We start from the raw sequence: 13,171 nt of genomic DNA on the forward strand, positions 1-13,171 counted from the left end.
GTTCGGAACATCCGCCCAGTTGCGGAAAAAGCACCCTCGCCGACACGGCGAGGGTGCTTTTTCCATGATTCAGCGGCGGATGCCGCGGCTCACTCCGCCGGGAGCGGCGGGCGCGGAACGGGTGGCCGGGTGGCCGCCGCGGGGGTCGCTGGCGTCGCCGTCGCGGGCGCTCCGGCGTCGGGTGCAGCGGTTGTCGCGGCGGCGGGTGCAGCGGACGGCGGGCGCAACAGGCCGAGGGCGGCCTTGAGGTGCGCTTCCGCGGCCTCGGCGTCCTCGTCGGAGAGGCTCCCGCTCTGGCTCGCGGAAAGGTTGGCCTCGATGACGGCTCGGAGCACTTCGTCGCGCTGGATCTTGACGCCGCGGGGGGCGTCGACGCCGATGCGGATGCTGTCGCCGCGTACATCGAGGACGGTGATGACGATGTCATCGCCGATGAGGATCTTCTCCCCCGGCTTGCGCGTGAGAACCAGCATCATGCCAGCCTAGCGCGGGCATCGGGCGCGTCAGGGAGGCGGGGTGCCTGCCGTCCGAGCGTCGCGGAATCGGCAGGGGCGCCGTCGACCCAGCCGACCGGGATCCCGAGGTCGTCGACGGTTTCCGGCGACGACGTCGTTGCCGACCCGACCACGGCGACCGCGTCGATCGGGATGACCGCAGCGACCAGACCGACCCAGTCGGCGGTGTCCGAGGGCTTGCGGCCGGCATCCACAACGACCCAGGTCTGGTCGGCGCCGACCATGAGCAGGTCACCGCCGAGGTACTCGCGGTCGCCCGGGGTCTCGCCGATTCCGAAGGCGAGGAAGCACGTGCGCCCGCGTGCGACTCCCCCTGCCCGGGCCGCGAGGGCGGAGCGCCGGTCGTCGACCCGGCGGGCCCCCTCCGACACCACGGAGCCGGCCACGAGCACCTCGGCGGCCCCATCCATCGCCGCCATCATGCCGGCGACCCGCAGGGTTTCCGCGGGCGTGCCGACGAGCACGACGAGGTCTCCGGGGTGGGTGAACGGTCGAGGCACGGCGGTCGGTCCCGCGGGTCGCTGCACCGGAGGCCCGGCACGGGGTACGAGGGTCGCCGGTCGCCGGTACATCCCCGCGTCCCGCGGTGCGCCAGCCTCGGTCGCGTGACCGGACGGCTCCGCCGCGCGCACGGACCCGGGCAGCGGACCGGACGCCGGCCCGGACGCAGACTCAGGAATGGGCTCGGGAACCGGCTCAGACACGGTGAAGGTGAGCTCGTCCATCAGCTGGGCGAAGCCCGCCGACCCGGTCGAGAGCAGCGGGGCCTGGACGGCGGGTCGCTGCCGCCCGAGGGTGCCCGCATCGTCGGCCCCGTCGGCGTCCTCGAGCAGGGCGAGGATCCCGAGCCGCGCGGCGCGTCCCGGCACCACGTCACCGCTCGCGTCAGCGCCGTCGCCGCCCGGCTCGTCGCGCTCGAGCGCTACCATCCGCACCGGCTGGGCGTGTGCTGCCCGGCGGCGCCGCTCGGGTACTTCGACCGTGACCTCGTAGTGACGGCGGGCGAAGAAGCCGCGGATGCCGCCGACCGTGACCCGTTCGGCGGAGACGATGCGGGCATCCGCCCCGTGTTCGGCGAGGATGCGTGCCTTGAGCTCCGGAAGCGTCGGACCGTCAAGCTGAAATCGTTTCGGTTCCACGGACCACCCCCACGGTTTCGATGGCGACGTTCGCGGAGGTGACCTCGAGGTAGGACAGCACCGGGAGGCCGCCGGTCTGCGCGGAGACGAGCCGGTGGATCGCCGGTCGCAGCGCGGGGGCGCAGACGAGCACGGCGGTCAGCCCGCTCGCCTCGACGGTCGCGAGTGAGGCCTTGAGCGAGCTCAGGATCGCGTCGATCCTGGCGGGTTCGAGCATGATCTGGGTGCCCTGCTCCGAGGCGCGCATGCCCTCGAGCAGGGACTGCTCGAGGGAGGGCTCGATCATGATGACGCGGAGGAGACCGTCGTCGAGGTACTGGGCGGCGAGTGCCGGGCCGAGACCCTGCCTGGCGGCCTCGATCAGGCCCTCCGGGTCGGTCGATGCCTTCGCCCGCAGCGAGAGGGCCTCGTAGATCCGGGAGAGGTCGTTGATCGGGATCTGCTCCATCAGGAGGCCCTGCAACACCCGTTGCACCTCGGCGAGGGACAGCATGCCGGGGATCAGGTCGTCGACGGCGGCCGGGTTGACCTGCTTGACGCCGTCGGTCAGCACGCGCACGTCCTCCCGGGTGAGCAGACGCGCCGCGTTCCCGGTGACGATCGAGGAGAGGTGGGTCACGAGCACGGACACCCGGTCGATGACGGTCGCGCCGGCCATCTCCGCGCTGTGCCGCATCTCGCTCGGCACCCATTTTCCGGCGAGGCCGAAGACCGGCTCGATGGTCGCGGTGCCCGGGAGGCCGTCGAGGTTGTCGCCGAGGGCGAGCACCTTGCCGGACGGGGCGAGTCCGCGGCCGGCTTCGACGCCCGCGATGCGGATGACGTAGGTCGCGGAGGGCAGCTCGACGCTGTCGCGGGTGCGCACCGGCGGAACGACGACGCCGAGGTCGATCGCGATCTTGCGGCGGAGGGCGCGCACCCGGGCGAGCAGGTCATCCTGGGCTCCCGAGACGAGGTCGACGAGGTCGGAGGCGAGCAGGATCTCGAGGGCGTGCACCCGCATCGACTCGATCAGGTCCTCGGGGGTGTCCGAGCGCACCGGCGCACGTTCGGCGACGGCGGCCGCGGCCTGCCTGACCTGCTCCCGCGCCTCGCTCGCCTTGATCCGCTGGGAGACGAGCAGCAGGCTCGCCCCGGCGACCACGAACGGGAGGATGGGCATCCCGGGGATGAGCGCCATCAGGAGGGCCGCGCCGCCGGCGATCATGAGCGCATTGCGGGACTGGGTGAGCTGCGCCGACGCGGTCGCGCCGATGTCGGACTCGGCGTTGGACCGCGTCACGATCATGCCGGTGGACACGGCCATCAGCAGGGCCGGGATCTGGGTGACGAGCCCGTCTCCGATGGTCAGGAGCGAGTAGGTGCTCATCGCGTCCGTGATCGACATGCCGCGCTGGATCATGCCGATGCCGATGCCGCCGACGAGGTTGATGATGATGATGATGATCCCGGCGATCGCGTCACCCTTGACGAACTTCGACGCGCCGTCCATGGCGCCGTAGAAGTCGGCCTCCGCGGAGACCTCGGCCCGGCGTTCCCTGGCCTGGGTGTCGGTGATCAGGCCGGCGTTGAGGTCGGCGTCGATCGCCATCTGCTTGCCGGGCATGGCGTCGAGGGTGAACCGGGCGCCGACCTCGGCGACTCGCTCGGCACCCTTGGTGACGACGACGAACTGGATCACGACGAGGATCAGGAAGATCACCGCGCCGATGATGATCGACCCGCCGACGGCGACCTGGCCGAACGAGGCGATCACCTGGCCGGCGTAGCCGTCGCCGAGTACCAGACGGGTGGATGCGACGTTGAGGCCCAGCCGGAACAGGGTCGCCACGAGGAGGAGGGACGGGAAGACCGAGAAGTCGAGCGGCTTCTTGACGAACATGGTCGTGAGCAGCACCACGAGGCCGAGCAGGATGTTGACGATGATCAGCATGTCGAGCAGCACGGCGGGCACGGGGACGACGAGGAGCAGGATGATGCCGACCACACCGATCGGCACGGCGAGCCTGGAGAGCGTGGTCTTCATCGGGAACCTCCGGTGGAGTGAGCGGCGGAGTGGGACGCGGAGCGTGAGGCCGGGCGCCCGGCGGAGCCGGCTCCGGCGAAGGCCGTCGGCACGGCGTGGGCGGCCTGGGTGAGGGTGTGCACGCCGGCGTCCTCGCCGTAGCCGGTCGTGTATCCGGAGCCGGAGCTCGACCCGCGGGTCTTGAGCGCGAGGACGAACGCGAGCACGCGCGCGACGGCGTTGTAGAGCTCGACCGGGATCTCGTCACCGAGCTTGCAGGCGCTGTGCAGAGCCCGGGCGAGCGGGATGTCGCGCACGATCGGCACCCCGTCGGTGGCCGCCTGCTCGCGGATGCGCAGGGCGATGTTCCCTGCTCCGGTCGCCACGACCCTCGGTGCGGACTTGCCCGGCTCGTAGCGGAGGGCGACGGCGAAGTGGGTCGGGTTGACCAGCACGACGTCGGCGGTCGAGACGGATGCGATCATCCGGTTCCGGCTCATGGCGAGCTGCCGGGAGCGGCGTTGCGACTTGATCCTGGGGTCGCCTTCCGAGCTCTTGTTCTCGTCGGTGACCTCCTTCTTGGTCATCCGGGTGCGTTTGCGGTTGCGGCGCATCACCACGAAGACGTCGGCTGCGGCGAGCACGAGCCCGGACACGATGGCCGCCTGCACGAGCGAGGCGGCTCCGCCCCCTGCCGCGTCGATCAGTGCCGCGACCGGGAGGCCGCCCGCGGTCATCAGGACAGGGGCGAGGCCCTGGATCACGAGGGTCAGCACGACGCCGACCGCCGCGGTCTTCAGCAGGGCCTTCACCCCCTGCCAGACCGCCTGGCCGCCGAAGGTGCGGCCGAGCCCGGTGACGAGATTGAACTGGTCGTACTTGCCCTCGAGCTTCTTGAGGTGCACTCCGCCCTGAGCGGCGGCACCGAGGAGCACGACGGCGAACACGGTCGCCAGCAACGGGGTCAGGGTGCCTGTGAGCGAGGAGAACGCATCGCCCATCAGCTGTTCGGCGAGTTCGGGGCTCGGATCGGCCATGATCGCGTGCAGTCCGTCGAGCTGGCTGGAGCCGGCCTGGGAGCCGAGGCTGATCGTGACGGGGGCGAGGGCTGCCGCGGCGCCGATGCCGATCCACGCGGTGAGGTCCTGCGACTTGGAGAGCTGGCCCTTGGCACGGACCTCCTTCATCCGCTTGTCGGTGGCCTGCTCGGTCTTTTCGCCGGAGTCCGACATCTACCTCACCCCGAATACGGTCGACACGGCGGTGTCGGTGAGTGCGGACACGATGCGCGGGAGCGCGACGAAGGCGCTCGCCCCGAGGGTGAGGGTGATCAGGATCTTGAGGGGGAAGCCGAGGGCGAAGGCGTTGAGCGCCGGCGCAACCCGGGTGAGCAGGCCGAGGCCGGCATCCGCGAGGAAGAGCACGACGATGAGCGGGCCGGCGATCTGCACGGCGGAGAGCAGCAGCTGGCCGACGGCGTTCGTCGCGGCCTGGACCGGGGCGGCGAGGTCCATTCCCCCGCCGATCGGGATGGCCGTGAAGCTCCGGGTCAGGCCGCCGATGATGAGCTGGTAGCCGCCGGACGCGAAGAGGAGCGCGATGGCGGTCATCTGGTAGAGCCGGGTGAACATGGCGCCGTTGACCATCGCCTGCGGGTCGAAGCCCTGGGCGAGCTGAAATCCGCCGAACTGGTCGATCAGGTTGCCGGCCGACTGCACGGCCGAGAACACGATCAGCACGAGGAAGCCGAGCATTCCGCCGACGACGATTTCCAGCAGGAGCGAGAGGATGAAGCCGCCGGTGTCCGGGGAGACGTAGCCGGGGGTGACGACGGGCGACACGGCGAGGGCGAGCCCAAGCGAGAGCATGCCCTTGATCCGGAGTGGGAACGCGTTGTAGGAGAACGGCGGGGCGATCACGAGGAACGCGATGAGGCGCACCCCGGCGAGCATGACGGCCTCGATCCAGGTGAAGTCGAGGGTGATGTTCATCAGCCGCCGCCGATGAGGGTCGGGATCTTGTCGAAGAGCGCGGTCGTGAACGAGACGATCTCGGAGATCATCCAGTGCCCGCAGATGAGCAGGGCGATGCAGACGGCGATCGCCTTGGGCACGAAGGAGAGCGTCACCTCCTGGATCTGCGTGATCGACTGCAGCAGGGAGATGGCGAAACCGACGACGAGGGCGGTGATCAGGATCGGCGCGGAGAGCTTGCCCGCGACGATGATCGCCTGCATGCCGATGTCGAGAATGGCGTTGGTGTCCATCAGCCACCCCGGTAACTCGTGATGAGGGTCGTGATGATCAGTCCCCAGCCGTCGACGAGTACGAACAGCAGGATCTTGAACGGGAGCGAGATCATCACCGGCGGCAGCATCATCATGCCCATCGACATCAGTGCGGCGGAGACGACGATGTCGATGACGAGGAACGGGATGAAGATGACGAAGCCGATGATGAAGGCCGCGCGCAGCTCGGAGATCATGAACGCCGGGATCAGGGTGAGCAGGGACACCGCGTCACGGCTGACCGGGTTGGCCTGGTCGGCGGCCCTGGTCATCAGGGCGAGGTCTTCCTCACGGGTATGGGCGAGCATGAAGGTGCGCAGCGGCGCCGAGCCGATCGTGACCGCGTCGTCGAACGAGAGCGTGCCGTTCAGGTAGGGCTGCAGGGCGTGGTTGTTGATGTCGGTGAGCACGGGCGCCATGATGAACAGCGACAGGAACAGGGCGAGGCCCGCGAGCACCTGGTTCGGCGGGATCGACGGGAGCGCGAGCGCGTTCCTGGTCATCGCGAGCACCACGAAGATCTTGGTGAAGCTCGTCATCATCAGCAGCAGGGCCGGGGCGACCGAGAGCAGGGTGATCCCGATCAGGGTCACGATCGCCGACGACGGGGAACCGTCCGGGCCGTTGATGTCGACGCTGAGCCCGGTGCCTGCCGCGGGCGTCGGAGTGCTCGGCGCGACCGGGTCGATGGGCGCGACCGGGGCGACCGTCGCGGCGTGGCCCGCGCTCGTGGCGAGCAGCACGACGGCGACGACGATGACGAGAACGAGCGCCGCCATCACGAGGAGTCGTGCGTGACGGCGCCGGTCGGCAGAACGCAGCGAGTCGGAGCGCTCGGCGCCGAAACGGAGCGCGTTCGGGCGCAGTCCGTCCGAGCGCAGCGCACGAAGCCCGGACAGGGCGGGGCGCACGGTGCGGGTGCTCACCGTCCCTGCCGGAGTGCCGCGGCAGTCTGCTGCCACGTCGCCGGCGAGAGGATTGATCCGGCCAGGCGGTTCGGCCGCGAGCTCGAGCCCGGTCCCGACTCGTCGCGCACGGTCGGGTCCGCCGCGCGGGTGCCCCTGTCGTGACGGGGCCGGAAGGTGAGCGGTGCCGGAAGTGTCTCATCGTCGGCCGTTGCTGCGGTCGCCGCACCCTCGTACGCGCGCGCGGTGGAGGCATCCGCCCGGTCGAAAGGACCCGTCGTGGCGCGCGAGTCCGCGTCGGCATCCGCATCCGCCGCGTGCAGCGTCGTGGCGAAGCTCTCCGCGGGGCTCACCGCGTCGTGCAGCACGGTGACGGACTGTTCGGTCACTCCGAGCACGAAGCGCCGGCCCTCGACGTCGACGACGACGACGGATGCCTTCTGGCCGAGACCCTGTCGGCCCACGACCGAGACGAGGCTGGCTTTGGGACCACGGCGGGTGCCCTTCTGCATGCGGCGCTGCAGGACCCAGAGGAGTCCGACGACGACGGCGAGGGACAGCGCGACACGGAGGGCGACGAGGAGGGTGTCCATCTAGCCCAGGCTCTCGGCGACATCGAGGATCTGGGTGATCCGCACGGCGTAGTCCTGGTCGACGACGACGATCTCGCCGTGTGCGATGAGCCGGCCGTTCAGCAGGATGTCCGCGGGGGCTCCCGCGGAGCGGTCGAGCTCGATCACGGCGCCGGGTTCGAGGGCGAGCACGTCGCGCACGGACATCCGGGTGCGGCCGATCTCAACGGTCAGGGCCATCTCGACGCTGTTGATCCGGCCGAGCTTTCCGACCACGGACGGGTGCTCGGCCTGCGGGATACTGGACCCCGCACCGTTCTCGCGGAGGCGGATCGCGAACCAGGCGCTCACGACGCCCTCGCTCGCGAGCTCGAAAACGCTCGTGTCGGCATCCGCGAACAGTGCAGTGACGTCTTCGAGGCGGGAGGCGCCGAGTACGCCGATGCCGAGAACCGTCGCGGCACTGTCGAGGGCGGGCCGGAGAACGTCGAGGCTCGAGAAGGCGCCGTTGCCTGCAGCGGCGTCGAGGGAGTGCGGGTCGGTCAGGACGATCGCGAGGTCGGCGCTCGTGACACCGACGAACGACGCGACGACACCGGCCCCGAGGCGTCCGGCAAGGGCCCCACCGGAGCACGGGGTCGCCTGCAGCCGGGTGGGCGTAGGCAGGACCGTGAGCAGGGCCTCGACGAGATTGCGGATGGCGGTCGTGGCAGGGCTCATGGGGACAGTTCCTCGGTGTCGGTGACGATGCAGGCCAGGCGGGAGCCGTTGGATCCGACGGCGGCCCTGGCCAGGGTGTGCCCGTCGACGACGAGGTCGAGCGGGCGATGCCTGGAGTGCGGGACGGGCAACAGGTCACCGACGGCAAGGCCGAGGATGACGCTCGGGAGCACCCGGATCGGGCTGAGCTGCAGGGACAGGTCGACGGGCACCCAGGCGAGCTGGGCGTGCAACTTCGCCTGCTGCTCTTCCGCGGTGATGACCGGGATCGACTCCCCGAGTTGCGGAAGCAGGGTCTCGGCGGGCATCGCGAGGGTTGCGGTCGAGGTCGTCTCGCCGACCCGCATCGAGAACGTCGCGACGATGACGAGGTCGCTCGTCGCCGCCGCCTGGGCGAACTGCGAGTTGTACTGGATGCCGCCGAACGAGATCGGCAGGACGAGGAGCGTCCCGAGCGAGTAGCGCAGGTCCTCGAGGGCGTCCTCCATCAGGCGGCGGACGAGGGCGAGCTCGATCTGGGTGAAGGTGCGCTCGGGAAGCGGAGGGCCCTCGCTGCCGCCGAGCATGTGGCTGACCCAGGACAGGGCCGCCGCGGTCGGGAACTGGATGACGGCCTTGGCCGCGAGGCTGCCGATCGGGCAGAGCACCATCGCGGTCGATGACGGCAGCGAGCTCGCGTATTCGTCGTAGCTGCGCATCAGGACGTGCTCGCAGGTGACCTGGGACATCACACGGACCTTCGCGGTCAGCTGGGTGCCCCACTGGCGGGCGAAGGTCTCGAAGGCGAGTTCGAGAACGCGCGAGTGCTCGCGCGCGAGGGTCGTCGGACGACGGAAGTCGTACACCTCGACCGAGCGCTCTGGCGCTGCGGGCACGCCAATGCTCTGTTGTTCCTGGACCGTCACGACTGCAACTATCGGCCGGTGAATCCGTCCGGTAAGCAGCTCGCCGGGATTCCCGGCGAAATCATGCGCGGGTTGACTGCTCTGCCTGGCTCAGGATGTCTGGCGTCCGAGCGCCGCCTAGGGCCCGGCCTGCTGACCGGCGAGGATCGAGGGGATCAGCGCGCGGACGGCATCCGGTTCGCTCGAGAGCAGGACGACGTCGACGCGGCGATTCTGCGCCATCGCATCGAGGGAATCGGCGGTCGTGACGGAACGGGTCGAGCCGTAGCCGATCGCGGAGATCCGCTCCCCCGCGACACCGCCAGACTCGACGAGCCTGCGCAGGACGCTTGTCGCCCTCGCCGAGGACAGTTCCCAGTCGGTCGCGTAATTCAGGGTGACGCCGTGCCGGTCGGCGTGGCCTTCGACCCTCACCTCGCGCTTGTCGGCCGCGAGGATGGGCGACAGGGCATCGATGACCGCCGTCGCCTTCGGGCTCAGGGTGGCGAGGTTGGGGGCGAAGAACGCGTCCGTTCCGACGAGCCCGATGGTCAAACCGCGGGCATCGATCGTGAACTGCACGATCGAGTCGATGCCCTGCGCGGTGACGGCGGCCTGCAGGGCCGCCTGCACCACGGTGAGGTCGGAGATCTCCTGGGTCGCGATCTGGAGGTCCGTGAGCGCGGGTGTTGGCGCAGGGGTCGCCGTTGCGGTCGCGGTCGACGTCGACGTCGCGCCCGTCGTTCCGAGGTCCTGTGCGGCCGGGTCGTTGGCATTCGCGTTCGCGGCAGAGACGACGACACCCGTTGCCGTGTCGACCTTGCCGACGTCGACGGAACCGAAGCCGGTCGCGAGGGAGTTCTTGAGCTGCACGAACTTGAGTTCGTCGACGGAAGACATCGCGAACAGCACGATGAACATGCACATCAGCACGGTGACCATGTCCATGTACGACGCCATCCAGCGCTCGTCGACGTGCTCGACGTGTTCCTCCTCGAGGCCGCGGCCTCGGCCTCGGCCTCGTGCTCCGCCGCGCCCCTTGCCCGCACTCATGCTGCCTCGGACAGTGATTTGTCTGCCTTGTCCGCCTTGTCCGCCTTGCTGGCCTTCTTGGCCGGAGCGGCCGGGACCATGGCCCTGAGACGTTCGCCGAGGAGCCGCGGCTGACTGCCGGCCTGTACGGCGAGGGCGCCTTCCATCAGGAGGGTCATCCGTTCGACCTCGAGGTCGGAGAGCCGCTTCAGGCGGTTGCCGATCGGTAGCCAGAGGAAGTTCGCCGAGACGAGTCCCCACAGGGTCGCGACAAAGGCCGCGGCGATCATCGGGCCGAGGGTCGCCGGGGAGTCGAGGTTCTCAAGGACGTGGGTGAGCGAGATGACGGTGCCGATGATGCCGACCGTCGGGGCGTACCCGCCGAGGGTCACGAAGAATTTCGAGGCGTTCCGGCTGATCTTCGTCGCGGTCGCGAGCTCGTCCTCGAGCAGGATCCGCAGCTCGTCGCCGTCGGTGCCGTCCGCGATGTTCTGCAGCGCCGTGCGCAGGAACGGATCGTCGATCGCGTCTGCCTCCTGCTCGAGCGCGAGGAGCCCCGCGCTGCGGGCCTTCTCCGCGAGCACGACGATCTGGTCGATCACGTCCTGGGGCGGGGTGGTCTTGCCCTTGAACGCACTGGGAAGCGCCTTGAACGCGTTGAGTGCGTCGTTGATGGTTCCGCCGGCGATGCCGACGGCGATCGTGGCGCCGAAGACGAGGATCATCGGCGCCGGCAACAGGACCGACATGATCGTCGATCCCTCGATGGAGATCATGGCGACCATGGAGCCGAAGGCGAGGGCAATCCCGATCAGGGTAGCCGGATCCATCAGAGCCTCCGCGGGCGCTGCCCGCTGCCCGGTTGGAGTACATCTTCGATCGCGTGCGGTCCCGTCGGGATCTCGAGGGAGCGGGCGCCGGACCGGTAGTCGCGGTCGTCGGTGAGGGAGGCGAGCGAGATCACGTGGGCCCGGAAGCGGGCGATCTTCTCGATGATCTCGTCGAGGGTCTCGATGACGATGAACTTCGCCCCGTCGACCATGACCAGGGTCGTGTCCGGGCTGGCGTGGATGCGTTCGATCAAGTCGGGATTGATCGCAAACTGGCTGTCGTTCAGCCGTGTCACAACGATCATGGGGCCCGTCCCTGGTTCTCGACGGTCACACCGACCGTCAGGCACCACTGTCGGTCGCCGGACGCCGAAGGTTAGTTCCAGGGCGAGGTCAGGCGGCGGATGCCCACGCCGGGCCCGGAGGGACCCGGCGCCGATGGGACTACCGCTTGAGGTTCGTCAGCTCGGTCAGGACCTCGTCGGACGTCGTGATGATGCGGGCGTTGGCCTGGAAACCGCGCTGGGCGACGATCAGGTTGGTGAACTCCTGCGAGAGGTCGACGTTCGACATCTCGAGGGAGCCGCTCGTCAGGGTGCCCATTCCGGCGGACCCGGGCGCGCCGAGGGCCGCGGCACCCGAGTTGAAGGTCGAACGGTATTCGGACCCGCCAGCCTTCTCGAGACCGCCGGGGTTGGTGAAGGTCGCGAGGGCGATCCTGCCGATGGCCTCCTGCTTGCCGTTGCTGAACAGCCCCACGAGGGTGCCGTCCTTGCCGAGCGTAAACGAGGTCAGCGACCCGGCCGCGTTGCCGTCTTTGCTCGCTGCCGCGAGGTCGCTGAGCTTCGCGTAGCCACTGATGGTGGAAAGGTCCACGGTGACGTTGCCGACTGTGAGAGCCGTCACCGCGCTGGTCGGTTTACCCAGGGCGTCGAAGGTGAGGATGGGATCGGGAGTGGTCGTCGAGACCGGCGTGGATGTGACTGTCCATGCGGCCAGGGAGCCCAGCGGTGCCTTGTTCGTGAAGGTCACGGAGACCTGGCTGGCCTTCCCCGTGCCGTCATAGGACGTGAACTCGCGGCTGAGAGTCGTGCCATAGGCGGCATCTGAGGGCAGGTTGCCCGCAACCGATGCCGAGGTGGTCGGCTTTGCGCCGATGACAGCCTGCAGCGGCAGGGTGATGTTGCCCGTGACGCCGCCCTCGTTGATCACGCCGTCGACCGCGTTCCAGCCCTGCACGATCGCTCCGGAGGGAGATACGAGCCGGCCCTGAGCGTCGAAGTCGAAGTTACCGGCGCGGGTGTAGAGCGTCTCGCCGCCCTGTTTGGTCACGAAGAACCCGTCTCCGGAGATCATCATGTCGGTCGCACGACCGGTCGACTGCGAGGAGCCCTGGGCGAAGTTGGTGGAGATGCCGGCGACCTGCACGCCGAGGCCGACCTGGGCCGGGTTGGTGCCGCCAACGGCGGTCTGGGGTGAGCCTGCACCTTGGGTCAGCTGGGACAGGGTGTCCTGGAACTGGGTCGAGGAGGACTTGAACGCGGTCGTGTTGACGTTGGCGATGTTGTTTGCAGTGACGTCCAGCATGGTCTGGTGCGCGCGAAGGCCGGAGATTCCGGAATAAAGGGAACGAAGCATGGGATGCTGCCTTTCGAAACGGTAAGAGTGGAAAGTGTGTGGTGGATGGGGGCCGGAAGAGCTGCGCCGGGCGTCAGGCCGTGGACGCCGCGGCGACCGGTGTCGTCGTGGTCGCCGGGGTCGTCACTCCGGAAATCGCGTCGAGTTTGACGTTCACTCCCCCGACCGTGACCTGGGGCACCGAACCGGCGTAGGACACGGCGGAGGCGACTCCCGTGACCGCAGTGCCGGTGGCATCCGTGTATGTCACGTTCTGCCCGACCAGGGCGGCTGCCGCGATGCGCATCTGAAGCGAGAAGTTCTCGTCGGAGGTCGTCGACAGCGCCGTGAGCTTCTCCATCATGGAGAGCTGAGTGGTCTGACTGATCATCTGGTTCGAGTCCATCGGCGAGCTCGGGTCCTGGTTCTTCAGCTGAGTGACGAGCAACCTCATGAAGGCCTCCGAATCGAGGCTCTGGCTCGGCGTGCGCGCTGTCGTCGACCCGCTGTAAACGCCGGCGGTCGCGGTCGCTGCTCCCGTTGCTCCGGCTGCCGAGGCGGCCACGATGGCTTCGATCGTCATGGGTTCTCTCTTCTGGTGGTTCTCGTGGATCTCGTGGTCGTGGTGTCGAACAGGATCGGTGTCCGGCCGGTCATCCGCTGGG

15 protein-coding genes are annotated in these 13,171 nt (G+C 69.1%); all 15 read right to left on the reverse strand.

The window, feature by feature from the left end:
* Positions 1–89 precede the first annotated feature (89 nt).
* Positions 90–473 (reverse strand): carbon storage regulator CsrA, encoded by a 384-nt coding sequence (gene csrA / locus MQH31_RS12670; RefSeq protein ID WP_243012337.1) that lies wholly within the window; start codon positions 471–473, stop codon positions 90–92.
* The gene (locus MQH31_RS12675) at positions 473–1,654 is read right to left on the reverse strand and encodes a hypothetical protein (protein ID WP_243012338.1); all 1,182 of its coding nucleotides are present in this window, start codon (positions 1,652–1,654) and stop codon (positions 473–475) included. Before MQH31_RS12675 ends, csrA begins: the two co-directional genes overlap by 1 nt.
* Complete coding sequence (locus MQH31_RS12680) at positions 1,629–3,680, reverse strand: flagellar biosynthesis protein FlhA (protein WP_243012339.1); 2,052 nt, start codon at positions 3,678–3,680, stop codon at positions 1,629–1,631. Before MQH31_RS12680 ends, MQH31_RS12675 begins: the two co-directional genes overlap by 26 nt.
* On the reverse strand, positions 3,677–4,891 hold the full coding sequence (locus MQH31_RS12685) for an EscU/YscU/HrcU family type III secretion system export apparatus switch protein (protein WP_134536515.1): 1,215 nt from the start codon (positions 4,889–4,891) through the stop codon (positions 3,677–3,679). Before MQH31_RS12685 ends, MQH31_RS12680 begins: the two co-directional genes overlap by 4 nt.
* Complete coding sequence (locus MQH31_RS12690; RefSeq protein WP_243012340.1) at positions 4,892–5,650, reverse strand: flagellar biosynthetic protein FliR; 759 nt, start codon at positions 5,648–5,650, stop codon at positions 4,892–4,894. It lies immediately after the preceding gene.
* Positions 5,650–5,925 carry a flagellar biosynthesis protein FliQ gene (fliQ, locus tag MQH31_RS12695; RefSeq protein WP_134536511.1) on the reverse strand — a complete coding sequence of 92 codons (276 nt, stop codon included), beginning with the start codon at positions 5,923–5,925 and terminating at the stop codon, positions 5,650–5,652. Before fliQ ends, MQH31_RS12690 begins: the two co-directional genes overlap by 1 nt.
* A complete protein-coding gene (gene fliP / locus MQH31_RS12700) occupies positions 5,925–6,725 on the reverse strand; it encodes a flagellar type III secretion system pore protein FliP (protein WP_134536603.1) in 801 nt (266 codons plus the stop codon). The genes fliQ and fliP overlap by 1 nt, the downstream gene beginning before the upstream one ends.
* Before the next feature lie 143 nt (positions 6,726–6,868).
* Complete coding sequence (fliO, locus tag MQH31_RS12705; protein WP_243012341.1) at positions 6,869–7,444, reverse strand: flagellar biosynthetic protein FliO; 576 nt, start codon at positions 7,442–7,444, stop codon at positions 6,869–6,871.
* The gene (gene fliN / locus MQH31_RS12710; protein WP_243012342.1) at positions 7,445–8,143 is read right to left on the reverse strand and encodes a flagellar motor switch protein FliN; all 699 of its coding nucleotides are present in this window, start codon (positions 8,141–8,143) and stop codon (positions 7,445–7,447) included.
* The gene (locus MQH31_RS12715) at positions 8,140–9,048 is read right to left on the reverse strand and encodes a flagellar motor switch protein FliM (RefSeq protein ID WP_241976428.1); all 909 of its coding nucleotides are present in this window, start codon (positions 9,046–9,048) and stop codon (positions 8,140–8,142) included. The genes fliN and MQH31_RS12715 overlap by 4 nt, the downstream gene beginning before the upstream one ends.
* A gap of 117 nt (positions 9,049–9,165) precedes the next feature.
* Positions 9,166–10,080 (reverse strand): OmpA/MotB family protein, encoded by a 915-nt coding sequence (locus tag MQH31_RS12720; protein ID WP_243012343.1) that lies wholly within the window; start codon positions 10,078–10,080, stop codon positions 9,166–9,168.
* Positions 10,077–10,889: a motility protein A gene (locus MQH31_RS12725; protein WP_243012344.1), complete on the reverse strand. Its 813-nt coding sequence runs from the start codon at positions 10,887–10,889 to the stop codon at positions 10,077–10,079. The genes MQH31_RS12720 and MQH31_RS12725 overlap by 4 nt, the downstream gene beginning before the upstream one ends.
* Entirely contained in the window at positions 10,889–11,194 is a 306-nt protein-coding gene (locus tag MQH31_RS12730; RefSeq protein ID WP_243012345.1) for a flagellar FlbD family protein, read from the reverse strand. The genes MQH31_RS12725 and MQH31_RS12730 overlap by 1 nt, the downstream gene beginning before the upstream one ends.
* A gap of 139 nt (positions 11,195–11,333) precedes the next feature.
* The gene (locus tag MQH31_RS12735) at positions 11,334–12,527 is read right to left on the reverse strand and encodes a flagellar hook protein FlgE (protein ID WP_243012346.1); all 1,194 of its coding nucleotides are present in this window, start codon (positions 12,525–12,527) and stop codon (positions 11,334–11,336) included.
* 73 nt (positions 12,528–12,600) lie between these two features.
* On the reverse strand, positions 12,601–13,089 hold the full coding sequence (locus tag MQH31_RS12740) for a flagellar hook assembly protein FlgD (protein WP_243012347.1): 489 nt from the start codon (positions 13,087–13,089) through the stop codon (positions 12,601–12,603).
* Positions 13,090–13,171: the final 82 nt, after the last annotated feature.

Source organism: Cryobacterium zhongshanensis, from assembly GCF_022760445.1.
Classification (GTDB): domain Bacteria; phylum Actinomycetota; class Actinomycetes; order Actinomycetales; family Microbacteriaceae; genus Cryobacterium; species Cryobacterium algoricola.

Excerpts from the sequence above, each read along its gene's own strand:
- csrA (WP_243012337.1), bottom strand. The coding sequence starts at position 473 with ATGCTGGTTCTCACGCGCAAGCCGGGGGAGAAGATCCTCATCGGCGAT.
- MQH31_RS12680 (WP_243012339.1), bottom strand. The coding sequence starts at position 3,680 with ATGAAGACCACGCTCTCCAGGCTCGCCGTGCCGATCGGTGTGGTCGGC.
- MQH31_RS12685 (WP_134536515.1), bottom strand. The coding sequence starts at position 4,891 with ATGTCGGACTCCGGCGAAAAGACCGAGCAGGCCACCGACAAGCGGATG.
- MQH31_RS12690 (WP_243012340.1), bottom strand. The coding sequence starts at position 5,650 with ATGAACATCACCCTCGACTTCACCTGGATCGAGGCCGTCATGCTCGCC.
- fliQ (WP_134536511.1), bottom strand. The coding sequence starts at position 5,925 with ATGGACACCAACGCCATTCTCGACATCGGCATGCAGGCGATCATCGTC.
- fliP (WP_134536603.1), bottom strand. The coding sequence starts at position 6,725 with ATGGCGGCGCTCGTTCTCGTCATCGTCGTCGCCGTCGTGCTGCTCGCC.
- fliO (WP_243012341.1), bottom strand. The coding sequence starts at position 7,444 with ATGGACACCCTCCTCGTCGCCCTCCGTGTCGCGCTGTCCCTCGCCGTC.
- fliN (WP_243012342.1), bottom strand. The coding sequence starts at position 8,143 with ATGAGCCCTGCCACGACCGCCATCCGCAATCTCGTCGAGGCCCTGCTC.
- MQH31_RS12720 (WP_243012343.1), bottom strand. The coding sequence starts at position 10,080 with ATGAGTGCGGGCAAGGGGCGCGGCGGAGCACGAGGCCGAGGCCGAGGC.
- MQH31_RS12725 (WP_243012344.1), bottom strand. The coding sequence starts at position 10,889 with ATGGATCCGGCTACCCTGATCGGGATTGCCCTCGCCTTCGGCTCCATG.
- MQH31_RS12730 (WP_243012345.1), bottom strand. The coding sequence starts at position 11,194 with ATGATCGTTGTGACACGGCTGAACGACAGCCAGTTTGCGATCAATCCC.
- MQH31_RS12735 (WP_243012346.1), bottom strand. The coding sequence starts at position 12,527 with ATGCTTCGTTCCCTTTATTCCGGAATCTCCGGCCTTCGCGCGCACCAG.
- MQH31_RS12740 (WP_243012347.1), bottom strand. The coding sequence starts at position 13,089 with ATGACGATCGAAGCCATCGTGGCCGCCTCGGCAGCCGGAGCAACGGGA.